This is a genomic window from Micromonospora sp. NPDC049171 (assembly GCF_040648275.1).
GTDB lineage: Bacteria > Actinomycetota > Actinomycetes > Mycobacteriales > Micromonosporaceae > Micromonospora.
The window spans coordinates 1-21559 of record NZ_JBEZDJ010000019.1 but is presented as its reverse complement, the minus strand read 5'-3'; the positions used below and the strand labels follow the sequence as shown (position 1 = coordinate 21559).

The following is a 21559-nucleotide window of genomic DNA, read 5'->3' as shown; positions in this document are numbered from 1 at the left end:
GCGGCGGCCCACCCGCCCGGCCCGGGACGCGCGGTGGACCCGTCGCGCCGCCACGGCGGCGGACGGCGATCTGATCGGGGGTGAACGCCCTGGAACTCGCGGATCCGACTCACCGCGCATCGTAGGGCAAGCGCTTTCCGCCACGCAACATCGATGACCGTTGCTGGCTGCCTTGCCTCCACCATCGCTGGCTGATCAACTCGTACGGATGAGCACCCCCCACATGGACCCCGCCGAGTTCCGTCGCGCCGGCCACGCGGTCGTCGACTGGATCGCCGACTACTGGACGACGCTGGCGCAACGACCGGTCACCTCGGCCGACCCGCCCGGCACGGTGGCCGCCGCCCTCCCCACCGCACCGCCCACCGCCGGCGGCGAACCGGTCGAGGCCGTCCTCGCCGACCTGGACTCGATCGTCCTGCCGGGGCTGACCCACTGGCAGCACCCGGGCTTCTTCGGCTACTTCCCCGCCAACACCTCGGGTCCGAGCGTGCTCGGTGACCTGGTCAGCTCCGGGCTCGGCGTCCAGGGCATGCTCTGGGCCACCAGCCCCGCCTGCACCGAGGTGGAGACGGTGCTGATGGACTGGCTGGCCCAGCTGATGGACCTGCCGCACCGGTTCCGCTCCACCGGCGCCGGCGGTGGGGTCATCCAGGACTCGGCGTCCTCGGCGACGCTGGTGGCCACCCTGACCGCGCTGCACCGGGCCAGCGGAGGCCGCTGGCGCGACACCGGCATCGACCGGCGCTACCGCGCGTACACCTCCGTGCACGGGCACTCCTCCATCGAGAAGGCCGCCCGGATCGCCGGACTGGGCACCGACGGCATCCGGCCGATCGACGTCGACCCGGACAGCCAGGCGCTGCTGCCGGGCGCGCTCCGCGCGGCGATCGAGGCCGACCTGGCCGCCGGGGACGTACCCGTCATCGTGGTGGCGACAATCGGCACCACCTCCACCACCGCGATCGACCCGCTGCCGGAGATCGGTGCCATCTGCGCCGAGTACGGGATCTGGCTGCACGTGGACGCCGCGTACGCGGGCGCCGCCGCCGTCTGCCCCGAACTGCGGTGGTCGCACGCCGGCCTGGAGTACGCCGACTCGTACTGCTTCGACCCGCACAAGTGGCTGCTCACCGGGTTCGACTGCGACGCGTTCTGGGTCGCCGACCGCGCCGAACTGATCGACGCGCTGACCGTACTGCCGGAGTTCCTGCGCAACGCGGCCTCCGAGTCCGGCGCGGTGATCGACTACCGGGACTGGCAGGTGCCGCTGGGCCGGCGGTTCCGGGCCCTGAAACTGTGGTTCGTCATCCGCTGGTACGGCGCCGAAGGGCTGCGGGCACACATCCGCTCCGGCGTGGCGCTGGCCGACCGGTTCGCCCAGCGGGTCCGCGCCGACGACCGGTTCGAGGTGACGGCGGCGCACCCCTTCTCGCTCGTCTGCTTCCGGCTGCGCGCCGACGACGACGCCAACGCGGCACTGCTGGCCGCGGTCAACGCCACCGGACGGGTGCACCTGACGCACACCCGCGTCGCCGGCCGCTACACGCTACGGCTGGCCGTCGGCTCGCCCCAGAGCACCGAAGCGCACGTCGACGAGGCCTGGACACTGCTCGCCGAGACGGCCGACAACCTGCTCTCTCCCTAACTGCCGCCGCCTCCACCTCCCGCCCCCGGCCTCCCGCACCCCCGCACCCTGCGCCCTGCGCCCTGCGCCCTGCGCCCTGCGCCCTGCGCCAAGATCGTCACAACATCGGGGATGTCGCTGCCTCAGGCACGCGTGAGATAGCAACATCCCCGACGTTGCGCGGATCTTGACGACGAATACCGCCCCCGACAGACCCGGAGCGGAGTTTGGGGCGCCCACGCCGCCAAGGTCATGCTCGAACAAGGATGTGGTGGCCACGAAGCGCCGGGAAACCACTACATCCTGGACAACGCCGTTGCGTTAGGTGGAACGGCTGTTCGTCGACCAGCGCCGCCTCGCCGATCATGGAGTTGTGGTGGGTAACAGAACGCCCGTAAACCCCCAAAGTCGGCACCACAACTCCATGATCGCCAAGCCGGGCCCTACCCGCTCCCCGAACCGCCGGCCGTGAACGCGGTGCGTGCCGTCGGGCGAGCGGGCAGGTTGGCAGCGGGTCGGGGCGCGCGCCCGGAATCGGGCGAGGCCGAGGGCGGGACGAGGCGGAGGGCAGGCGGGGTTCAGCGTGGCGTGGGCGTGGCTGTGGAGGCCAGATCCGCTTCGACCGCACCGGCGGCAGCAAGCTCGGGCAGCTTGGCGGGAACGTTCGCGGCGGCGGGAGCGCTCGCGGCTTCGGCGCGGGCGCGTCGGGTGCGGCGAAGTGCCCGCACGGCCAGCACCAGGGCGGTCAGCCAGCCGGCGGCCAACAGGGCGTACATGACCGGGCGGATCGGGCCGTCGAGTTCGGCGGAGCGGATCAGCGTGCGGGCGTTGGTCAGCACGATCACGCCGCCGATCGTCGCGCCGAGCAGTTGGGCGGGCACGATGCGCACCAGCCAGGCGGCCAGCGGGGCGGCGATGAGCCCGCCGATCAGCAGCGCGGCGACGGTGGGGAGCAGGAACCCTTCGGAGCCCAGCCCGATCAGGAAGCCGACACTCGCCGCACCGGCCACGACGAACTCGGCGGTGTCCACCGAGCCGATCACCTTGCGGGGCTCCAGGCGGCCGGAGACCAGCAGCGCCGGGGTGGCCACCGGACCCCACCCGCCGCCACCGGTGGCGTCGACGAAGCCGGCGACCAGGCCCAGGGGGCCGAGGAAACGTCCACGTAGTCGCCCGCCGACCCGATCGGTGCGCAGCGGTCGGGCGAAGCGGATGAGCAGGTACGCGCCGAGGGTGAAGAGGATGCCGGCCATCCACGGCGCGGCCGCCTCGGTGGAGATCGAGCTGAGCAGGGTGGCACCGGCGAAGGCACCGATGGCGCCGGGCAGGGCGATGCGGGTGACCACCCGCCAGTCGACGTTGCCGAAGCGCCAGTGCGCGACCCCGGCGGCGAGGGTGGTGCCGATCTCGGCCAAGTGCACCGAGGCCGAGGCGGCGGCCGGGGCGACCCCGGCGACCAGCAGCAGAGTGGACGAGGTCAGCCCGTACGCCATGCCGAGCGAGCCGTCGATCAGCTGCGCGACGAGCCCGACCAGAGCGAGTACCAGCAGCTTGCGCACGAGCGCCCCCTGACTTTTCGGTATCTCCTATCGACTTGGTCGACAATGCGGCACGGGGCGGCCGGGGTCAAGCCTCTGATCGGTGGATGGGACGCCCACCGTGCGACGCACCGCGGTCGATGCCGCCCGGCAACCAGCGCGGGCGGAGGATCGGCGTGGCGGGCGCGACCGGCGCGGGACGGGTGGCGCGGGGCGACCGGCGCGGGACGGGTAGCGCGGGGCGACCGGCGCGGGACGGGTAGCGCGGGGCGACCGGCGCGGGACGGGTAGCGCGGGGCGACCGGCGCGGGACGGGTAGCGCGGGGCCCGGGACCGGGCCGGCGCTCAGATCCAGGCGCGCGGGTCGGCGACCAGCTCGGTGATACGCGGGGGCAGGGTGCCCGCGGCCACGTCGGCGACGCTGACCAGCTCCAGGATCTCGCGTTCGCTTGCCCGCAGCGCGATCCAGACCTCCTGGAGCGCACGGGCCGGGCCGTGGTAGCCGAGTTGCTCGGGGCGTTGCCCGCGGACGTGGGCCAGCGGCCCGTCGATCACCCGGATCACCTCGGCGAGCGAGATCTCCTCGGCGGGGCGGGCCAGCCAGTAGCCACCCTCCGGGCCGCGCTGGGCGTGCACGATGCCGCCCCGGCGCAGTTGCAGCAGGATGCTCTCCAGGAACTTCGGCGGGATTTCCTGGGCACGGGCGATCTGGTCGGCCGTGACGGGCCGGCCGCGCCCAGGACCACTGGCCGTCGCGGCAAGCTCGGCGGCCGCGCGGAGGGCGTAGTCGACCCGGGCGGAGAGGCGCATGTCGGCAAGGTTAGCCCCCGGTCAACCGGCCGGGCGGGCGACCCTCGGCCGATCGGACACGCATCGATGGAATTCGCGTCATTCGCGCCCGTTCCGGGTTTCGTCGAGGACCGGTCAAAGCACGCCATGATCCACCGTGAGGTGGGGGCCGAAATGCCGGTATGGAGCGTCCTTATGCTGGGCGGGGGTACGACCGTCGGACCGTTGCGGCGGTGCCGGTCCGCAGATTGATAAACATCGGGGGAAGGCAACACGATGACCGATATCGCCACACGCACCTGGGATGGCATGACCATCCCGGTCGCCGGCACCTATCTTCTCGATCAGGCGCACAAGCGGATCGGTTTCCTGTCCCGGCACATGATGGTGAGCCCGGTGCGCGGTGAGTTCGCCGAGGCGACCGCGCAGATCTTCGTGGCGGAGGACCCGCTGCTCTCCTCGGTGACGGCGACCATCGCGTCGGCCAGCATCACCACCGGCAGCAGCGACCGGGACACGCATCTGAAGAGTGCCGACTTCCTCGACGTGGAACGCTATCCGACGCTCGAATATCGAAGCACCGGCATCAACTGGCAGGGCAACGAGGACCCCATCTTCCAATGGGCCCGGCTGCGCAGCCATCGGCTCGGCGGACGGGGCCGGAGTCCGATTGTTCCACCGCAGTCCGACGGCGCACCGGGGCGATTCGTGCTGACCGGTGAGTTGACCGTGAAAGGAATCACCCGGGCTGTCGACCTGGAGGTGAATTTCGGCGGCGCCCGTCGTGATCCGTACGGGCAGAACATCTTCGGGTTCAGCGCGACGGCCGAGATCAACCGCGAGGATTATGGCCTGCTCTGGAATGTCATGCTGGAGAGCGGCGGGGTCCTGGTCGGCAGGACGGTGCAGATCGAGATCGCGGGCGAGGCGATCCACCAGGCCTGACCGAGGCCATCCCCGCCAGGTCCTGGCGGGGATGTGTCGAGAGCGTCAGGCGCCGACGCGGCGCAGGAGGCCCTCCTGGACGGCGCTGGCGATCTGCTGGCCGTCCGTGGTGAACATCCGGCCGGTTGCCAGCCCACGCGCGCCGGACGCCGACGGGCTCAGACAGTCGTAGAGGAACCACTCGTCGGCGCGGAACGGCCGGTGGAACCACAGCGCGTGGTCCAGGCTCGCGCCGACCAGCCCGCCCGGCCCCCACACCTCGCCGTGCACGGAGAGCACCGAGTCCAGCAGAGTGAGGTCCGAGGCGTAGGTGAGCGCGCAGGCGTGCAGCAGCGGATCGTCGGGCAGTTTGCCGTCGATGCGCATCCAGACGCGCTGGTGCGGGTCGGCCGGCCGGTCGCCGGGACGGACCCAGCCGGGCTCGCCGACGTAGCGCACGTCGATCGGCCGCGGGATCTGCCCCCACATGCCGAGCCGCTCCGGGTACCGGGAGAGCCTGTCGCTCATCGTCGGGACGTCCTGCGGCGGCGGCACGTCCAGCGGAGTCGGGGCCTGGTGGTCCAGACCCTCCTCGGCCCGTTGGAACGACGCCGACATGAAGAAGATCGGCTTGTCGTGCTGGAGCGCGACCGCGCGGCGGACCGAGAAGGACCGGCCGTCGCGGATGTTCTCCACCTGGAAGGCGATCGGCTCGACCGGGTCGCCGGGGCGGACGAAGTAACCGTGCAGCGAGTGCACGAACCGCTCCGGGTCGACGGTGCGGCCGGCGGCGACCAGCGCCTGACCGGCGACCTGGCCGCCGTACACCCGTTGTGGGCCGACCGGGGGGCTCATCCCCCGGAAGGCCATCTCCCCGGTCGGGTCGAGGTCCAGCACTTCCAGCAGCTGGTCAACAGCCGCCTGGCCGACCGCGACCCGACCGTCGCTCACTGCAGCGCCCGCGCCGACGCCGCGTCGACCAGCGAGCCGAGCTGGTGTACGCGCAGCGTGTTGGTCGAGCCGGGGGTGCCGGGCGGGCTGCCCGCCACGATCACCACGTAGTCGCCGGGGTTGGCCCGGTCGAGGCCGAGCAGCGCCTGGTCGACCTGGCGGAACATGTCGTCGGTGTGCTGCACGAACGGCATCAGGAAGGTCTCCACGCCCCAGGTGAGGGCGAGCTGGTCGCGCACCTCGGGGACCGGCGTGAAGGCCAGCAGCGGCAGGTCGCAGTGCAGGCGGGACAGCCGTCGGACGGTGTCACCGGTCTGCGAGAAGGCGACCAGGGCCTTGGCGTTGATGGCCCGGGCGATCGACGAGGCGGCGACGGTGAGCGCGCCACCGTGGGTACGCGGGTCGTGCTGCAACCGCGGCACCCCGATCGAGCCGGCCTCGGTGGTCGTCACGATCTTGGCCATGGTGCTGACGGTCAGCACCGGGTACTTGCCGACGCTGGTCTCGCCGGAGAGCATCACCGCGTCCGCGCCGTCGAGCACCGCGTTGGCGACGTCGGAGGCCTCCGCCCGGGTGGGGCGGGAGTTTTCGATCATGGAGTCGAGCATCTGGGTGGCGACGATGACCGGCTTGGCGTTCTCCCGGCAGAGCTGCACGGCGCGCTTCTGCACCAGCGGGACCTGGTCCAGTGGCATCTCGACGCCGAGGTCACCGCGGGCGACCATGACGCCGTCGAAGGCCAGCACGATGGCCTCGAGGTGCTCCACCGCCTCCGGCTTCTCGACCTTGGCCAGCACCGGGCGGAAGACGCCCTCCTCGGCCATGATGTTGTGGACGAGCTTGATGTCCTCGGCCGAGCGCACGAAGGACAGCGCGACCAGGTCGACGCCGAGACCCAGCGAGAAGCGCAGGTCCTCGGCGTCCTTCTCGGACATGGCGGGCACGCTGACCGCCACGTTGGGCAGCGAGACGCCCTTGTTGTTGGAGACCGGGCCACCCTCGGTGACCAGGCAGCGGATGTCGTTGCCGGTGACGTCGGTGACCTCGACCGCGACCCGACCGTCGTCGATCAGCAGGCGGTCACCGGGCTTCACCTCGTGCGGCAGCTTGGTGTAGGTGCAGGAGACCCGCTCCTTGGTGCCCAGGATGTCGTCGCCGGTGATCACGACCGAGTCGCCGGTGCGCCACTCGTGCGGGCCGTCGGCGAACTTACCGAGCCGGATCTTGGGGCCCTGCAGGTCGGCGAGGACCGCCACCGGCTTACCTGCCGCCTCGGACGCCTCCCGGACGAGTCGATAGACCGACTCGTGGTCGGCGTGGCTGCCGTGGCTGAAGTTGAGCCTCGCCACGTTCATGCCGGCCTCGACGAGACCCCGGATGCGCTCCGGGGACGAGGTGGCGGGACCAAGGGTGCAGACGATCTTCACGCGGCGTGTCACGCCCATCAGGCTAGTCTCTCCTTCAGGTCGGACTCGGGGCCGACCCATTGCAGGCAGCGGAACATGTGTCGAACGACGCGCGGTGCGCGTCGGGCCGGCGGGCGGAACCGCACCGGGAACGTTGTGGCGACGGGCAACGGCGACCGCGCGCCGGGAATCGTACGCCTCCGTCGGTGTGCGCTGTCGGGGTGCTCCCGAGGAAGGCTCACCGTGGGTGCGCCGACGGGGGCAGGGTGGGCACCGCGGTCAGCAGGTCACGGGGGTCGTAGCGGCGCTTGGCCCGGCGCAGTCGCGCCCAGTTCGCGCCGTAGGCGAGCCGGACCCGGTCGGTCTCCTCCGGGGCGAGCAAATTGGGGTAGCCGCCGGGCAGGGCGTGCCCGGCGAGCGCCGTCGAGGTGCGCTCGGCCCACGCCCGGTGCGGCCCGGCCTGCTCGCCGGGCGCCCAGACCGCGATGATCTCGGTCAGCAGGTGGTCGCGGCGCAGACCGAAGGCCGTGTCGGCGAGCCGGACCCGGGTGGCCGCACCGTGGAAGTGGTGCACGGCCAGCGCCGAGAACGGCGAGCTGACCTGCCGGGCCGCGTCGACGAGCGCGTCCGCCACGCCGTCGGTGAGCGCGGGCAGCCAGCGGGTACGCAGCAGGTAGTGGTTGCCGTCGACCATCCCGCCGTCGAACATCCGCAGCGCGTCCGCGTACGGCATCGGGGCGATCTGGTCGACGAGCGGGGTGCCCAGCGCGCGCAGTCGGTCCATCCACGGCAGCCCGGCGTCCAGGTCCGGCCCGCTGTAGAACGGGCAGACGAAGACCATCGGCTCGCCGGCCGGGCCGGGCAGGAAGCCGGTCATCACGGTCAGCTCGTCCGGGGCCTCGGCGATGAGCGCGCCGTAGCCGCGCAGCACGGCGGGCGCCTCGGCCAACGCGAACATGATCATGCCGGCCAGCACGCCGGGCAGCCGGTGCGCGCGCAGGCGCAGCTCGGTGACCACGCCGAGGTTGCCCCCGCCGCCGCGCAGCGCCCAGTACAGCTCGGCGTCGTGGTGGGGATCGGCGGTGACCCGACGGCCGTCGGCGAGGACCACCTCCGCACCGAGCAGGTTGTCCAGGGTCAGACCGAACCGGCCGCACAGCGGGCCGTACCCGCCGGCGAGGGTGAGCCCGGCCACGCCCACGTCACCGACCACGCCGGTGGGCACCACCAGGTCGTACGGCCGGGTGGCGGCGAGCAACTCGGCCGTCGTGGCGCCACCGCCGACGGTCACCGCGCACGCGTCCGGGTCGACCCGGACGGCACGCAGACCGGTCAGGTCGAGCACCAGGCCGCCGTCGCGCAGTGCCCGGCCGGCCCAGTCGTGCCCGCCGGAGCGGACCGACAGCGGCAGGTGGCACCGGGCGGCGATGCGTACCGCGCCGGCCACCTCGTCGGTGTCCCGGCAGCTGGCGACCAGGATGGGCGCGCGGTCCACGGCGCCGTTCCAGAGCCTTGTGGTGGTGACGAAACCGGGATCGCCCGGCTCGTGCAGCCGGTCACCGAGCAGGGCCCGCAGCCGGGCGGTGGCCGTCGCGACATCGGGGGTGGCGGCGGAGAGCATGGCGACTCCTCGACCGGGCCGACCCCACGCTTCCGGGTGTGCCCCGGCGGCAGCCCGCACTGGGCGCGACCGTAGCACCGGCACTGCGCCGAGCGCCGTCGCCATCACGACAGCGCCTCGACTGACCGACAGCTCAGCTCTCGGTCTTGACCAGTGGGAACTCCAGGGACCCGGCCGGGCAGAGGAAGGTCAGCACGTCCACCCGGTAGAGCCCGGCCTGCACCGCCGGGTCGGCCTCCAGCACGCTGCGGACGTCGTCGACGCTGCCGGTGCGGGCCAGGCCGAAGCCGATCGGCGGCTCCGGCTCGCGGGCCGGCCCGTCGACCGAGCCGGCGACCAGGATGATGCCGCCGCGCTGCAACGCCTGCATGTGCTCGGCGTGCTCCGACTGCAACCGCTGCACGGTCTCGGCGGGCAGGGCCCGACCGGCCGCGCCGGGATAGATCACAATGCACTCGTACGTGTCGAGCGCGAAGTTGACCTGCGGCACTCCCATGGGTGCTCCCTCCGCCGTCGCGCCGGACGGCACGGGCACCGCCAGCGTCGCACGGACACGCCGGTCGTACCGGGCGCTTCCCGGCAATCGCCTCGAACCGCACAGGGCGTTTCCACGCACACAGTCGGCCGACGAGCGGCATGCCTGTCGGCTTCCGGGGGATGATCTACCCATGGCGACAAACATCAGTGAGCAGCCCGCGAAGGCGTCCGGCACGTACCGGATCGGCGGGGACGTCACCGTCAACCGACTCGGTTACGGGGCGATGCAGATCACCGGCCCCGGGGTCTGGGGCGACCCGAAGGACCCGGCGGAGGCGGTCCGGGTGCTGCGCCGGGCCGTGGAGCTGGGCGTGACGTTCATCGACACCGCCGACTCGTACGGGCCGTTCGTCTCGGAGCTGCTGATCCGCGAGGCCCTGCACCCGTACGCCGACGACCTGGTCATCGCGACCAAGGCCGGGCTGACCCGCTCCGGCCCGGGCGACTGGCGTGCGGTGGGCCGCCCGGAGTATCTGCGCCAGCAGTGTGAGCTGAGCCTGCGGCACCTCGGCCTGGACAGCATCCCGCTGTACCAGCTGCACCGGATCGACCCGAAGGTGCCGCTCGCCGACCAGTTGGGCGAGCTGGCGCTGCTGCGGCAGGAGGGCAAGATCCGGCACATCGGGCTGTCCGAGGTGAGCGTCGCGCAGATCGAGGAGTCCCGCGCGATCACCACGATCGCCTCCGTACAGAACCTGTACAACCTCGCCAACCGCAGCGCCGAGGACGTGCTGGAGTACTGCGAGCGCAACGACCTCGCGTTCATCCCGTGGTTCCCGATCGCCACCGGCGAGCTGGCCCGCCCGGGCGGGCCGTTGGACGCGATCTCCACGGCGCACGGCGCGTCGCCCGCGCAGCTCGCGCTGGCCTGGCTGCTGCGCCGCTCGCCGGTGATGCTGCCGATCCCCGGCACGTCCTCGGTGGCGCACCTGGAGGAGAACGTGGACGCGGCCGACGTGCGGCTGACCGACGACGAGTTCGAGTCGCTGGCCAAGGCGAGCTAGGACGCCGCCGGTCTCAGTCGGCGGCGTCCGGGCCGGGCTCCCGGGCGGCCCGCAGCGCCTCGGTCGCCTGGGCCAGCAGGCGAGCCGAATCGGTGCGGCCGCTCACCTGTAACTCCACCTCGGTGTCCCCGGCCTGGATCCGGATGCTGGCCTCGGTGCGCTGCTGGTCGACCCAGGACTGCAACAGGTTTAACAGCCCGGGGAGCAGCCCCTGGGCCAGCACCGCGATGATCACCGCGTCGCTGAAGCCCGCCCGTCCCCCGCCGCCGGCCTGGCGGACCACCGGCCGGTACTGCGGGTTGCGGTGGATCCAGTCGAGCAGGGCGACAGGTGGCGCCTGCCGGTGCCGCGGACTGATGGTCAGCCGGACGGGCAGTCGCGCGGCGGTGTCACTGTCGGTCACGGTTGCTCCCGGTCAGTTGGCGGCGGGGCGGAAGTCGACGGTGTCCCCGTCGGCGGTGGCGACGCCCGCCACGGTCAACGTGTCCTCGTCGGTGAACGGCGAGTTGGTGCCGAAGTACGTGCTGGTGCCACTGACCTGCACCCTGCCCCGGGTCTCGGACGGCGTGGTGACCTGCGCGCTGGACGGGCCGGTCAGTTCGACGGCGATCTTCGGGTATTCCAGGATCTTCCAGGTGACCTTCTGCGCGGAGCCGCCGTAGTAGCGGAACGGGCAGCCCGGCGGTGCGGCGACCGTCTGCTTGGCGCACTCGTCCAACCAGGCGCGGACGCGGGCCTCGACGGCCTCGCCGGCCGCCGGCTTGAGCACCGGGGCCAGTAGCAGGGTGGCGGTGCTCTGCCCCGGGCCGACCGCCACGATCTCGCTCGGCGTCTCGCTGAGCACGCTGGACGGGCCGGTCGCCGTGTACTCACCGGGCAGCAGCACCAGTGCGGGACCCTCGGCGGCGCCCGGCAGCGCCACCTCGTTGAGCTGCACGCCGGGGCCGGCGATCGGGGTGTCGAGCGGGGTCAGCCCGCCGCTCAACCGCCAGCCGTGGAAGAGCCCGGCGGTGGCCTTGTCGTCGCGGCGCAGGGCAACCTGCGCGGTACGCCGCTCGCCGGCCAACCGGTACGCCACGGTGGCGGTGGCGCTGTCGCCGTCACGGTCCAGTTTGGTGATCTCGACGTCGGTCGGCGGCCGGTAGCCCTTGCCGCGCAGCAGCTGGGCGAGCAGCTTGCGGTCGGTGACGCCGCTCTGGTCGCTCAGGAAGTCGAGCGCCGCGTCGCTGTCCCGGTCGGCGAGCGCGGAGAAGTATCCGTCGACAGTCGCCTGCGGTCGGAAGAACGCCCACTGCACCACGCCGAGCCCGCCGGTGCCGACGCAGGCCGCGAAAATGAGGGCGCCGACCAGCAGCCAGGTGCGGCGGGTGCCGACCGGGCCGGAGTGGCCGAACAGCCGCTCGGCGGTGACGGGCTCGTCCGTCTCGGCGGGCACACCGGCGACCGACGCCCGCTCCAGCGCGTCGAGCCGCAGCTCGTGCGGCGGGTGGGTGGCGCAGACCGCCTCGTCCCAGCCGCTGCGGCCGGTCTCGAAGGACAGCCGCCGCTCCAGGACGCGTCGCATCCCGTCGACGTGCCCGGTGAGCACGGCGCCGAGGTCGGCCCGGTACTCGGCCGCCCGCACGTCGCGGGCGTGCAGCGGCAGCACCACGTAGCGCATGGTGAGCAGCACCGGCCAGAAGAACAGGAAGACCACGAAGTTGGTGCCCGGGTGCGGGAACGTCCGCATCAGCCAGGTCGGCAGCGCGTGCGCGAGGGTCAGCGGCAGGCCCACACCGCGGACGAAGGCACTGGTGATCTCGTCTCCGGTGCGCCAGTGCACCAGCTCGTGGCTGAGCAGCGCGGCGACCTCGTCGTCCGGCTCGGTCAGCAGGGCGGTGGTGACCACCACGTGCCGGGCGTACGTGCGGGCGTTGCTCAGGACCGGGTCGTCCTCCATCAGCAGCCGGGGCACGCTGTCCAGGCCGAGCCGCCGGGCGCACTCGTCCAGCACGGGGCGCAGCCGCGCGGACTCCCGGCGGCTGGGCTGGCGGGCACCGGAGACCACCAGCAGGCGTGGTTCCAGCAGCACTCGGTAGAGGGTGTAGAGCACCCCGATCAGCGCCGCCGCGGCCACGGTGCCGACCAGGCCGGTGACCAGCGGGATGGGACCGTCGGTGGTGCCCAGCCAGGGCACCACCAGCACGGCGAGGAAGCCGATCAGGGAACCGACGACGAAGCCGGTCACGCCGCCGAGCACCCCGCCGGAGCGGGTCAGGAACGCCTCCAGCAGGGAGCCGATCAGCGGGGCGTCGCGCAGCGCCTGGGGCACCTGGTCATCGGCGCCCAACGCGCCGGCGAAGAGCCCGGTGATGGCGAGGATGAGACCGCCCGAGACCGCCAGGAGCAGCGCGATCGGCAGGTAGAACCAGGTGGCGACGAACGCGCCGAGCACGCCGCGCCAGTCCCGCAGGATCCCGGCGCGCAGCCAGACCAGCGCACTCGGATAGCCGGGTGGCCGGTCGGCGAACCCGCCGGTGGGTGGCGGGGCTTCGGCGGTCGGTGGCTCGGCCGCCCGGACGTCGAGCTGCGGCACGGTCGGCGGGGTGCCCTCCGGCGGCACGGTGTGCGGCTCGGTCATGCGCGCTGCTCCTCTGAGACGTCACGTCTGTCGCGATTGGACAGCGGCTGCAGGCTATCGAGCGCATCCGATGGCGCACACCCCCTTTCCCGGGAACGTCGTCCACCCGACATTTCGCCGTCGCGCATCCGTGCGGACGGCCCGTCCGGGACCGCCCGCGGACGCAGCGCGCGAGGCGGTCGGGTCGCACCGGGCCGCCCACCACGGCACCGCGCACGATGGTGTACGAAGCCGGCAATTCGGCCCCGCTCCACACCAGACCCGCGGCCCGGTGCGTACCCCCGGGCGGTGACCGCGAATGGCATGCTGTGGCCGTGGCCGCCGACGAACCTCCCGAGCGCCAGTTGCGGGTGATGCCCTGGTGGCTGGTGCTGGTCGGCCTGGTGGTCGCCGCCGCGCTGGGCTGGCTGGTGCTGGGCCTGCTGCTCGCCGAGGCCGACCGGGCCGGCCAGCCGGACACCCGCGCCACACTGCGCATCGACGCGATCCGCACCGGCCTGACCGTGGTCGCCGGCACCGGCGGAGGGCTGGCCCTGCTGCTGGCCGCCCGCCGTCAGTGGATCACCGAGCGCGCCCAGCGGCATCAGGAGAGCGTCGCCGCCCGGGACCAGGCGCACCGGGACCGGGTGCAGGCGCACGCCGAGGCGGTGGCCGAGGCCGCCCAGCGCCACCAGGACCGGCAGTCCGGAGCCGCCGAGCACGACGCGGCGGAGCGCCGGCTGACCGAGCTGTACACCCGGGCGGTCGAGCTGCTCGGCAACGACAGCGCGGCGGTACGCCTCGGCGGCCTGCACGCGCTGGAGCGCCTCGGTCAGGACAATCCGCGGCAGCGCGCGACGATCGCGGCGGTGCTCTGCGCGTACCTGCGGATGCCGGCGCCAGACGGCGAGCCGCGCGAGACGGAGGTCCGGCGCACCGCGCAGCGCGTGCTCACCCGGCACCTGCGCGCGGACGACGCGACCCACTGGCCGGAGCTGACGCTCGACCTGACCGGTGCGGCGCTCGTCGACTTCGACGCCGCGGGCTGCACGCTCGTCGACGCGACCTTCACCGGGGCGACGTTCACCGGCTCGACCACCTTCGCGGGTGCGACGACCCGGGGGCGACTCCTGCTCGGGGCGGCCACCTTCGGCGACGTGAGCTTCGAGGGTCTCGGGGCCGACGGTGCGGTCCTGCTGGACGGCGTGCGCGTCGGCGGTCTGGCCAGCTTCGACGGGGCCACGTTCGCCGGTGAACTGTCCTGCCGGCGATCCAGCTTCGCCGGCCTGACCTCGTTTCGCCGAGCGACCTTCGGTGAGCCGAGCAGCTTCGACGCGACCCGCTTCGAGGACGCCGCCACGTTCCGGGAGGCCGTCTTCGACGCCGCCCTGTCCATGGAGCACACCGAGTTCGGTGGCTCGGTCAACTTCCACTCCGTCCGTTTCCGGCACATGGCGCTGTTCCGCTGGACGCTGTTCGGCGCGGAGGCGTTGTTCGACCGGGCCCGCTTCACCGACGCCGCGAACTTCGGCCGGGCCCGGTTCCACAGCATGGCCAGTTTCCGCGACGCACAGTTCAGCCGGCCGCCGCAGGTCGACCAGGCCCGGGCGATGGTCGATCTCGGTCACCGCTGGCCGGCGGGCACGGTGGTGGAACGGTTCGACGACGAGTGGCTGCTGCTTGTCGACCGCTGACGCGGGTCAGCGGGTGGGAGCGCGCAGGCCGTCCAGGGCCACGCCGAGCACCCGGTCACGTTGCTCCGGTGACGGAAACTGGGCCATGGTGAGGCCGCTGATCAGGCGGATCACGTCGTCGAAGCTGACGTCGGCACGGACCGCGCCGGCACCCTGGGCGCGGCGCATCAGCGGCTCGCCGGCGGCGTAGATCTCCGTCCGGCAGCTCGTGAAGATCTCCGAGTCGTGCAGCAGTTGCTCGGCGAGCGCCCGCTTGGTGGCGACGTACGCGACGAACCGGTGCAGCCAGGCGACGAGCGCGTCCCACGGGGGCAGCTCGGCCAGGTCCTCGGCGGAGCGGCTCAGTGCCCGGACCTCCTCGACGTAGACGGCCTCGAACAGGTGCCGCCGACTGGGGAAGTTGCGGTAGAGGGTGCCGATGCCCACCCCGGCCCGCCGAGCCACGTCCTCCAGCGAGGCGGCGGCGCCGTTCTCGGCGAACGCCTCGCGCGCCGCCACGATCAGGGCGTCGTAGTTACGCCGTGCGTCGGCCCGCCTGGGCCGCTGGGCGAAGACCTCGGGCACCTGCCCCGCGCTGGTCATGACGTGCGTCACCTCACCCTGGTTGCATCCGGAGGCAACCCTCCGCTAGCTTAGTGGAGGCACCCCTCCGGAATCCCGGAGGCCTGCCTCCGGTTAGCTTACCTCGGTACCCGCCCGATCGCCGCCTGGCCACCCGATCGCCCGGACCCGACAGCCCTGCCCGTCGCAGACGGGCTCAGTACGTAATCAGGGGAGCCTTCTCTCGTGGCAGTAACCTCCCGACGCAGCTCGCGCCGGCTCACCTTCACCGTGCTCGCGGCCGGTGCCGGGTTCTTCGCGATGCTCCAGTCGCTGATCACCCCCGTGCTACCGACCATCCAGCAGGATCTGCACACCTCCCAGAACACCGTGACCTGGGTCCTGACCGCCTACCTGCTCTCCGCGTCGATCTTCACGCCGATCCTCGGCCGGGTCGGCGACATGGTCGGCAAGGAACGGATGCTCGTCGTCTCGCTCGCCGCGCTCGCGCTCGGCTGCCTGCTGGCCGCCATCGCGCCGAACATCGGCGTCCTCATCCTCGCCCGGGTCGTGCAGGGCATCGGCGGGGCGGTCTTCCCCCTGTCGTTCGGCATCATCCGCGACGAGTTCCCGGCCGCGCGGGTCTCCACCGCCGTGGCCGCCATCTCGGCGATCGTCGCCGTCGGCGGCGGCCTGGGCATCGTGCTGGCCGGCCCGATCGTCACCACGCTGGACTACCGCTGGCTGTTCTGGATCCCGATGGTCGTGGTCGGGCTGACCGCCGTGGCCGCCCACCTGTTCGTGCCCGAGTCGCCGGTCCGTACCCCCGGGCGCATCGACTGGCGCGCCACCCTGCTGCTCTCCGGCTGGCTGGTGGCGCTGCTGCTGCCGATCAGCCAGGGCGCGGCCTGGGGCTGGACCTCCACCCGGGTGCTCGCTCTGCTGGCGCTCGCCGTGGTGCTGCTGGTCGGCTGGCTGGTCGCCGAGCTGCGCTCCAGCAACCCACTCATCGACATGCGGATGATGCGCCTGCCCGGCGTCTGGACCACCAACCTGGTCGCCCTGCTCTACGGCGCGTCGATGTTCTCCGTGTACGCGTTCCTCCCGCAGTTCGTGCAGACCCCGACCGCCGCCGGTTACGGCTTCGGGGCGAGCATCAGCCAGGCCGGTCTGCTCATGCTGCCGATGCTCGTCGCGATGTTCGTCGCCGGTCTCGTCGCCGGCCGACTCCAGGCCGTCTTCAGCGCCAAGGCGCAGCTCGCCACCGGCGCCGCGTTCAACGTGGCCGCCTCCGCGATGCTCACCGCCGCCCACGACACCCGCTGGGAGGTCGGCATCGCCGGCGGCCTGGTCGGCCTCGGCATCGGCCTGGCCTTCGCGGCGATGGCCAACCTGATCGTCGCCAGCGTGCCGGCCAGCCAGACCGGCGTGGCGACCGGCATGAACGCCAACATCCGCACCATCGGAGGCGCGATCGGCGCCGCCGTGGTCAGCGGCGTGATCACCGCCCACCCGCAGGCCAACGGCCTGCCTCGGGAGGCCGGCTTCACGACCGGGTTTCTCGTCCTCACGGCGATCGCCCTGGCCGCCGCGCTCGCGGCCCTCGCCGTCCCGTCCGCCCGGCGGAAGGCGACCGGTCGCCGGCCGTCCACCGCGACGATCGTCGAGTCGGAGCTAGCCGGCGAGTTCGCCACCATGCCCGCGACCCGCTGAGGGAAGGTCGCGCAGCCCGGGCGGTTCGCCGCCCGGGCTGCGCCAGGTCCGGGAGTACGCTGGCCGCTCCCCCACCCACCGCTCGTCGTCTTTTCAGGATGCGCCCATGTCCGAGTTGCTGACCGCCGACCGCATTGAAGAGATCGGCGCACTGGGCCCCAAGAGCCCGGACCCGGCCGCGCTCGTCGCCGAGCTGGTGAGCGCCGTCGACGAGGGGCGGGTCGCCGACCCCGACGACACCGGCTACGCCCTGCTGGTGGCCGCGGACATCCTGGAACAGGCGGGCGACCTGGCCGACGCACTCGCGCTGGCCACCCGCGCCATCGCCGAGCAACCCGACGAGGACGTGTACGCCCGGTCGGTGCGCGCCGGCCTGCTGCTGCGCCTCGGCCGCTCCGACGAGGGCATCGCCGAGCTGACCGCCCTGCGCCCACTGCTGGAGACCAACCCCAACGCCACGTACGTGGTCGACGAGCTGGCCGACGCGGGCCACACCGACCTGGCGCTGGAATGGCTCACCACCGCGCTGGACGCGATCCTGGAACGCACCCGCACCCAGCAGCACGACTCCGAGGACGCCCAGGACGAGGCCGCGGCCATGATCTACGGCCTGACCCAGCGGCGGCACAACCTGCGCGAGGAGATGGGCCTACCCCACGACGAGTACGACAACCTCGCCGACCGGCTGCGCGCCGCGAGCGACCACGCGCTCGACGCCCTCGACGACGGCCCGGCGACGCTGCTGTTCTGGCCGCAGGCGGAGTTCACCGCGCTGCTGCTGCGCTGGCCCGCACTCGCCGACAGCTACCCCGCGACCTGGGACGAACACCGCGCCCAGATCGAACGAGCCCTCGTCGAGGCGTCCGGGCTGGGCGGCGCCGACCTGGGCGTGGTCGTCGGCTCCGTCGCCGGGCTGGCGGCCTTCGCCGAACGCGAGGGCAGCGACCCCACCGACGAGGAGACCCAGGACGACTACGCCGACTCCCTCACTGGGCCCGACCTGCGGGCCTGGCCGCCCGGCCGCAACGACGCCTGCTGGTGCGAATCGGGTACGAAGTACAAGAAATGCTGCCTGCCGCGCTCGCGCGGCTGACGGTGTGCTCGCCGCTCGCGCGGCTGGCCGGTGTGCTTCGCCGCTCGCGCGGTTGGTCCTCAGGACGCTTCGCGGACGCGCAGGTCGGCCAGCCACACCTCGGCCAGGTCGCTGAGCGCGACGCCGAGGACCTCACTGAGGCAGACCACCGTGCCGAACGCGGGTGCCGGGAGCCGGCCCACCTCGATCTTGCGGAGGGTCTCCGGCGAGATGCCGGCCGCCAGGGCCACCTCGACGAGGGGGCGGCCACCTCGCGCGACCCGAAGCGCCGCACCGAGACGTTGACCCGCGGCGATCTGCGCGGGTGTGAGCGGTGGGCGAACCATGTGAGCAGGATAGATCTGCCTCGGCGGAGCAGCAACGCCATCCGGGCGGACGCGCCGAGGCGTGGTATAAATATACCGCTACGGACAGGGAGGGTTGGTCGTGATCGAGCTTAAGTCCCCCGAGGAAATCCAACGGATGGCCGTGACCGGCCAGTTCGTCGGCGAGCTGCTGGCGGAGCTGCGGGAGGTCGCCGCCGTCGGGGTCAACCTGATGGACCTCGAACACCACGCCCGCGGTCGGATCAAGGAGCGTGGCGCCGAGTCGTGCTACTGGGACTACGCGCCGTCGTTCGGCCGCGGCCCGTTCCGCAACGTCCTGTGCCTCTCGGTCAACGACGCCGTGCTGCACGGCCTGCCGCACGACTACGTCCTGCGCGACGGCGACCTGCTGAGCATCGACATGGCGGTCGGGATCGACGGCTGGGTCGCCGACTCCGCGCTGTCGGTCATCGTCGGCACCCCCGCCCCGGAAGACCTGAAGCTGATCGAGGCCACCGAGGTCGCGCTGACCGCCGCAATCGACGCCGCGCAGCCGGGCAACCAGCTCGGCGACGTCTCCGCCGCCATCGGCGAGGTCGCCCACCGCTACGGCTACCAGGTCAACAACGAGTTCGGCGGGCACGGCATCGGCCGCACCATGCACGAGGCCCCGCACGTCGCCAACAGCGGCCGGTCCGGCCGAGGCATGAAGCTCAAGCCCGGCCTGACGATCGCGATCGAGCCGTGGTTCTGCCGCAGCACCGACAAGATTAAGTTTGACAAGGACGGGTGGACGATCCGATCCGCCGACGGCTCACGCACCGCCCACTCCGAGCACACCGTCGCGATCACCGAGGCCGGCCCGCAGGTGCTGACCACCCGCCCCGGGCAGGGCACCCGACCGGCCGACCGCAGTGGACAGTCCACCGCCACGTCCTGACCGGCCCGGCTTCGGCGGCGAACGCACGGTCGGCGAGGCGACCGGCGGTCCGGCACAATGCTTCGAACAGGGCCCGGCAGTCCGGAGTCCGGAACGGGCCGGACCCTGTTCCCGGCCCGCCGGCGGTCGCCACGGCCGCCGACCCGGCCCGCTACCGGTCCCCCGCCTCTGGGCAGGCCCGAGAGGAGACGATGCCGTGACGGCACAGGAGCAGGACGAGACGATCGAGGACAGCCCGGTCGGGTGGGTCGCCGAGCACGTCCGGCGCTACGTGCAGACCGACGGCGCCGACGGCGACACCTTCTACGGCGTACCGTCGCTGCTGCTCACCACGCGCGGACGCCGGTCGGGCAAGCTGCGCCGCACCGCCCTGATGTACGGCCGCGACGGCGACAACCACCTGCTGGTGGCCTCCAACGGGGGCGCCAGCAAGCACCCCGCCTGGTATCTGAACCTCAGCGCCGACCCGACGGTCGAGGTGCAGGTCGGCGCGGAGCGGTTCACCGGGCAGGCCCGGACGGCGACGGCCGAGGAGCGGGTCCGGCTGTGGCCGGTGATGACGAAGGTCTTCCCGACGTACGCCCGCTACCAGAAGGGCACCGACCGCGAGATCCCCGTCGTCGTCATCGAACGCGCACCCGGTCGGGCGCTCTAGCCAGAAAAGCGGATGACCGGAAGGTCACTCCATCCCACGGTGGTTGGTGGGTTCTGCTGCCACCACCCGTGGTCAGTTTCCCAGCGCTCGGACCTTGGCGATCGTCTCCTGCACGTGCTGCTTGGCCGGGTCACCGCCCTGGGACGCCTGCGCGAGCGCCTGGCGGTAAGAATCGATCATGCCGACCAGCGGACCGGCGGCCACACCCTCCAGCGCACCGGCGACGAGTGCTCGCGCCTCGGACGCGTCCTGGGCTGCCGCTGCGGTCTTGGCCTTCGCCTCGTCCAGCTTCTGCGACGCCGCCGCCAACCTCGCGATGATCTGTGCTGCGCTCACGCGCACCTCCCCGTATCAACCATCGCCTCCACCACCGCACCGGCGGAGACCACCTGGGAGCGTACGAGATCCGCGCACCCAGCGCGACCGGCCGCTACCTCCCGCGTCACCTCGTGCACAGTGGATGCGCGCAAACGAGCGGCTCTGACGGAGTTTTACCACGGACCTCGATCGGGTCCGGTTGACGACCCAGATCTTGGACAGTTTCCGTTACGAGCTAACGGAAACTGTCCAAGATTGGAGCAACGCGGCGACCGAGAAAGCGTCGGGGCGGTCGGACGTTCAGCGGTCGGCGACGAACACGCCAACACCACCAACACCTTCCACCAGGCCCTCGATCTTGAGCCGCTTGATGGCCTGACGAACGACGATGGCCGAGACGTCATGCTGACGGCACAGCTCGGAGGTCGAGGGCAGCTTGTCTCCCGGCGCAAGTTCGCCAGACTTGATCTGACCGCGAACTCGACGAAATCCTGGTTGCCGCCGCACACGCCGCCGACGACTCGCCGCAGGGCACGGATCGCAAACAGGTAGGCGCCCCAGCCCAGTCCGACCGGCAGTGAGCGCAACAGGGCGAGAGGCCGGGCGCAGGCCGGGCGCGGGCCAGCCGGGCGCGGACCGCGGCGGGGCTCAGCGCAGGCCGCGGACCAGCAGCAGGTAGGCGCAGTAGGCCATCGGCACCAGCAGGAAACAGATCAGGAACCCGAGCGGCAGGTAACGCGGCGGGGTGCCGGCGACCATGGCGGGCCGACCCCACCGACCCAGCACCAGGTACCCCCCGAAGAACGCCACCGCCGGCAACCCCGCGCAGATCCACGCGCCGAGGGTGAACCCGTCCACCAGGCCCACCCCGGAGGCGAGCACCAGGGCCAGCACGACCACCCCGGCCGCGGCCCCGCAGCCGGCGTAGACGGCGACCGCCCGCGCCAGCGGCGACCACGTCGGCAGCAGTGCCGGCCGCTGGGCCAACAACTCCGCCTGCTGCCCGTGCCGGTCGGCCTCGTCGGCCATCCGCCGGGCCAACTCCAACTCCACCACCGGGTCGACCGCCGCCGCCCGCTGCGCCGGCACCCCGGCGCCCGCCGGGCTCACCGCCGTCGGCAGCGCCAGCCGCGCCTCCCCCGCCGGCACCTCGGGGTACGCCCCGACCCCCGCCCGCCCCGACACGCCGGCTGCGCCGTCGGGCCCCCCGTCCCCGGTTCCGGGTGCCGTCGAAGCCCCGGTAGCGGAGGCCGAGCCAGAGCCAGCCGCGCTGGAACGGGCGGGCCCGCCAGCGGAGGCCGGACC

General features: G+C 72.6%; 21 protein-coding genes. 8 read left to right on the top strand and 13 right to left on the bottom strand.

The annotated features are described in order from the left end of the window. The first annotated feature begins 208 nt into the window (after window positions 1-208). On the top strand, window positions 209-1648 hold the full coding sequence (locus tag AB0B14_RS23295) for a pyridoxal-dependent decarboxylase (RefSeq protein ID WP_357524133.1): 1440 nt from the start codon (window positions 209-211) through the stop codon (window positions 1646-1648). A gap of 557 nt (window positions 1649-2205) precedes the next feature. Here AB0B14_RS23295 and AB0B14_RS23290 read toward each other — a convergent pair. Both AB0B14_RS23290 and AB0B14_RS23285 read right to left on the bottom strand, forming a co-directional pair. After that, window positions 2206-3186 (bottom strand): sulfite exporter TauE/SafE family protein, encoded by a 981-nt coding sequence (locus AB0B14_RS23290; RefSeq protein WP_357069693.1) that lies wholly within the window; start codon window positions 3184-3186, stop codon window positions 2206-2208. A 324-nt stretch (window positions 3187-3510) separates the two neighbouring features. Next, entirely contained in the window at window positions 3511-3975 is a 465-nt protein-coding gene (locus AB0B14_RS23285; RefSeq protein WP_357011130.1) for an Rrf2 family transcriptional regulator, read from the bottom strand. A gap of 255 nt (window positions 3976-4230) precedes the next feature. Between AB0B14_RS23285 and AB0B14_RS23280 the strand changes: the two genes are divergently transcribed. Beyond that, window positions 4231-4899, top strand: coding sequence for a YceI family protein (locus tag AB0B14_RS23280; RefSeq protein ID WP_357524131.1), 669 nt, complete (start codon window positions 4231-4233; stop codon window positions 4897-4899). Window positions 4900-4944: 45 nt separating this feature from the next. Here AB0B14_RS23280 and AB0B14_RS23275 read toward each other — a convergent pair whose 3' ends face one another. The 4 genes from AB0B14_RS23275 to AB0B14_RS23260 form a co-directional block, all read right to left on the bottom strand. Next, window positions 4945-5829, bottom strand: coding sequence for an acyl-CoA thioesterase II (locus AB0B14_RS23275; protein WP_357069689.1), 885 nt, complete (start codon window positions 5827-5829; stop codon window positions 4945-4947). Further along, window positions 5826-7274 carry a pyruvate kinase gene (gene pyk / locus AB0B14_RS23270; protein WP_357069687.1) on the bottom strand — a complete coding sequence of 483 codons (1449 nt, stop codon included), beginning with the start codon at window positions 7272-7274 and terminating at the stop codon, window positions 5826-5828. Before pyk ends, AB0B14_RS23275 begins: the two co-directional genes overlap by 4 nt. 199 nt (window positions 7275-7473) lie before the next feature. Continuing rightward, window positions 7474-8856, bottom strand: coding sequence for an FAD-binding oxidoreductase (locus tag AB0B14_RS23265; RefSeq protein WP_357069685.1), 1383 nt, complete (start codon window positions 8854-8856; stop codon window positions 7474-7476). A gap of 133 nt (window positions 8857-8989) precedes the next feature. Beyond that, complete coding sequence (locus AB0B14_RS23260; protein WP_357069683.1) at window positions 8990-9352, bottom strand: YciI family protein; 363 nt, start codon at window positions 9350-9352, stop codon at window positions 8990-8992. A gap of 172 nt (window positions 9353-9524) precedes the next feature. Here AB0B14_RS23260 and AB0B14_RS23255 point away from each other — a divergent pair, with 172 nt between their 5' ends. Further along, entirely contained in the window at window positions 9525-10397 is an 873-nt protein-coding gene (locus AB0B14_RS23255; RefSeq protein WP_357069681.1) for an aldo/keto reductase, read from the top strand. A gap of 13 nt (window positions 10398-10410) precedes the next feature. Here AB0B14_RS23255 and AB0B14_RS23250 read toward each other — a convergent pair whose 3' ends face one another. Both AB0B14_RS23250 and AB0B14_RS23245 read right to left on the bottom strand, forming a co-directional pair. Continuing rightward, a complete protein-coding gene (locus AB0B14_RS23250) occupies window positions 10411-10800 on the bottom strand; it encodes a hypothetical protein (protein ID WP_357524130.1) in 390 nt (129 codons plus the stop codon). Window positions 10801-10812: 12 nt separating this feature from the next. Further along, window positions 10813-13017, bottom strand: a complete 2205-nt coding sequence (locus AB0B14_RS23245; RefSeq protein WP_357524129.1) for a M48 family metalloprotease — start codon at window positions 13015-13017, stop codon at window positions 10813-10815. Window positions 13018-13331: 314 nt separating this feature from the next. Between AB0B14_RS23245 and AB0B14_RS23240 the strand changes: the two genes are divergently transcribed. Further along, window positions 13332-14690 (top strand): pentapeptide repeat-containing protein, encoded by a 1359-nt coding sequence (locus tag AB0B14_RS23240; RefSeq protein WP_357069675.1) that lies wholly within the window; start codon window positions 13332-13334, stop codon window positions 14688-14690. A gap of 6 nt (window positions 14691-14696) precedes the next feature. Here AB0B14_RS23240 and AB0B14_RS23235 read toward each other — a convergent pair whose 3' ends face one another. Further along, on the bottom strand, window positions 14697-15272 hold the full coding sequence (locus AB0B14_RS23235; protein WP_357069673.1) for a helix-turn-helix domain-containing protein: 576 nt from the start codon (window positions 15270-15272) through the stop codon (window positions 14697-14699). Between the two features lie 204 nt (window positions 15273-15476). Between AB0B14_RS23235 and AB0B14_RS23230 the strand changes: the two genes are divergently transcribed. Then, window positions 15477-16943 (top strand): MFS transporter, encoded by a 1467-nt coding sequence (locus tag AB0B14_RS23230; protein ID WP_357069671.1) that lies wholly within the window; start codon window positions 15477-15479, stop codon window positions 16941-16943. 106 nt (window positions 16944-17049) lie between these two features. Further along, window positions 17050-18036, top strand: a complete 987-nt coding sequence (locus AB0B14_RS23225) for an SEC-C domain-containing protein (RefSeq protein ID WP_357524128.1) — start codon at window positions 17050-17052, stop codon at window positions 18034-18036. 59 nt (window positions 18037-18095) lie between these two features. On the opposite strand, the gene AB0B14_RS23220 is transcribed toward AB0B14_RS23225, so the two are convergent. Next, on the bottom strand, window positions 18096-18362 hold the full coding sequence (locus AB0B14_RS23220) for a helix-turn-helix transcriptional regulator (RefSeq protein ID WP_357524127.1): 267 nt from the start codon (window positions 18360-18362) through the stop codon (window positions 18096-18098). A 100-nt stretch (window positions 18363-18462) separates the two neighbouring features. On the opposite strand from AB0B14_RS23220, the gene map reads away from it, so the two are divergent. Then, on the top strand, window positions 18463-19281 hold the full coding sequence (map, locus tag AB0B14_RS23215; protein WP_357069664.1) for a type I methionyl aminopeptidase: 819 nt from the start codon (window positions 18463-18465) through the stop codon (window positions 19279-19281). A 196-nt stretch (window positions 19282-19477) separates the two neighbouring features. Continuing rightward, window positions 19478-19936, top strand: coding sequence for a nitroreductase family deazaflavin-dependent oxidoreductase (locus AB0B14_RS23210; RefSeq protein WP_357524125.1), 459 nt, complete (start codon window positions 19478-19480; stop codon window positions 19934-19936). Window positions 19937-20008: 72 nt separating this feature from the next. Here AB0B14_RS23210 and AB0B14_RS23205 read toward each other — a convergent pair whose 3' ends face one another. The 3 genes from AB0B14_RS23205 to AB0B14_RS23195 all read right to left on the bottom strand — a co-directional run bounded on the left by AB0B14_RS23205 (window position 20009) and on the right by AB0B14_RS23195 (window position 21439). Next, complete coding sequence (locus AB0B14_RS23205) at window positions 20009-20272, bottom strand: DUF6244 family protein (protein WP_357069660.1); 264 nt, start codon at window positions 20270-20272, stop codon at window positions 20009-20011. 282 nt (window positions 20273-20554) lie between these two features. Next, window positions 20555-20761, bottom strand: a complete 207-nt coding sequence (locus tag AB0B14_RS23200; protein ID WP_357069657.1) for a GntR family transcriptional regulator — start codon at window positions 20759-20761, stop codon at window positions 20555-20557. Window positions 20762-20902: 141 nt separating this feature from the next. Continuing rightward, window positions 20903-21439 carry a hypothetical protein gene (locus tag AB0B14_RS23195; RefSeq protein ID WP_357524123.1) on the bottom strand — a complete coding sequence of 179 codons (537 nt, stop codon included), beginning with the start codon at window positions 21437-21439 and terminating at the stop codon, window positions 20903-20905. Between the last annotated feature and the right edge of the window lie 120 nt (window positions 21440-21559).

Excerpts from the sequence above, each read along its gene's own strand:
- AB0B14_RS23295 (WP_357524133.1), top strand. The coding sequence starts at position 209 with ATGAGCACCCCCCACATGGACCCCGCCGAGTTCCGTCGCGCCGGCCAC.
- AB0B14_RS23285 (WP_357011130.1), bottom strand. The coding sequence starts at position 3,975 with ATGCGCCTCTCCGCCCGGGTCGACTACGCCCTCCGCGCGGCCGCCGAG.
- AB0B14_RS23280 (WP_357524131.1), top strand. The coding sequence starts at position 4,231 with ATGACCGATATCGCCACACGCACCTGGGATGGCATGACCATCCCGGTC.
- pyk (WP_357069687.1), bottom strand. The coding sequence starts at position 7,274 with ATGGGCGTGACACGCCGCGTGAAGATCGTCTGCACCCTTGGTCCCGCC.
- AB0B14_RS23265 (WP_357069685.1), bottom strand. The coding sequence starts at position 8,856 with ATGCTCTCCGCCGCCACCCCCGATGTCGCGACGGCCACCGCCCGGCTG.
- AB0B14_RS23260 (WP_357069683.1), bottom strand. The coding sequence starts at position 9,352 with ATGGGAGTGCCGCAGGTCAACTTCGCGCTCGACACGTACGAGTGCATT.
- AB0B14_RS23255 (WP_357069681.1), top strand. The coding sequence starts at position 9,525 with ATGGCGACAAACATCAGTGAGCAGCCCGCGAAGGCGTCCGGCACGTAC.
- AB0B14_RS23245 (WP_357524129.1), bottom strand. The coding sequence starts at position 13,017 with ATGACCGAGCCGCACACCGTGCCGCCGGAGGGCACCCCGCCGACCGTG.
- AB0B14_RS23235 (WP_357069673.1), bottom strand. The coding sequence starts at position 15,272 with ATGACCAGCGCGGGGCAGGTGCCCGAGGTCTTCGCCCAGCGGCCCAGG.
- AB0B14_RS23225 (WP_357524128.1), top strand. The coding sequence starts at position 17,050 with ATGTCCGAGTTGCTGACCGCCGACCGCATTGAAGAGATCGGCGCACTG.
- AB0B14_RS23220 (WP_357524127.1), bottom strand. The coding sequence starts at position 18,362 with ATGGTTCGCCCACCGCTCACACCCGCGCAGATCGCCGCGGGTCAACGT.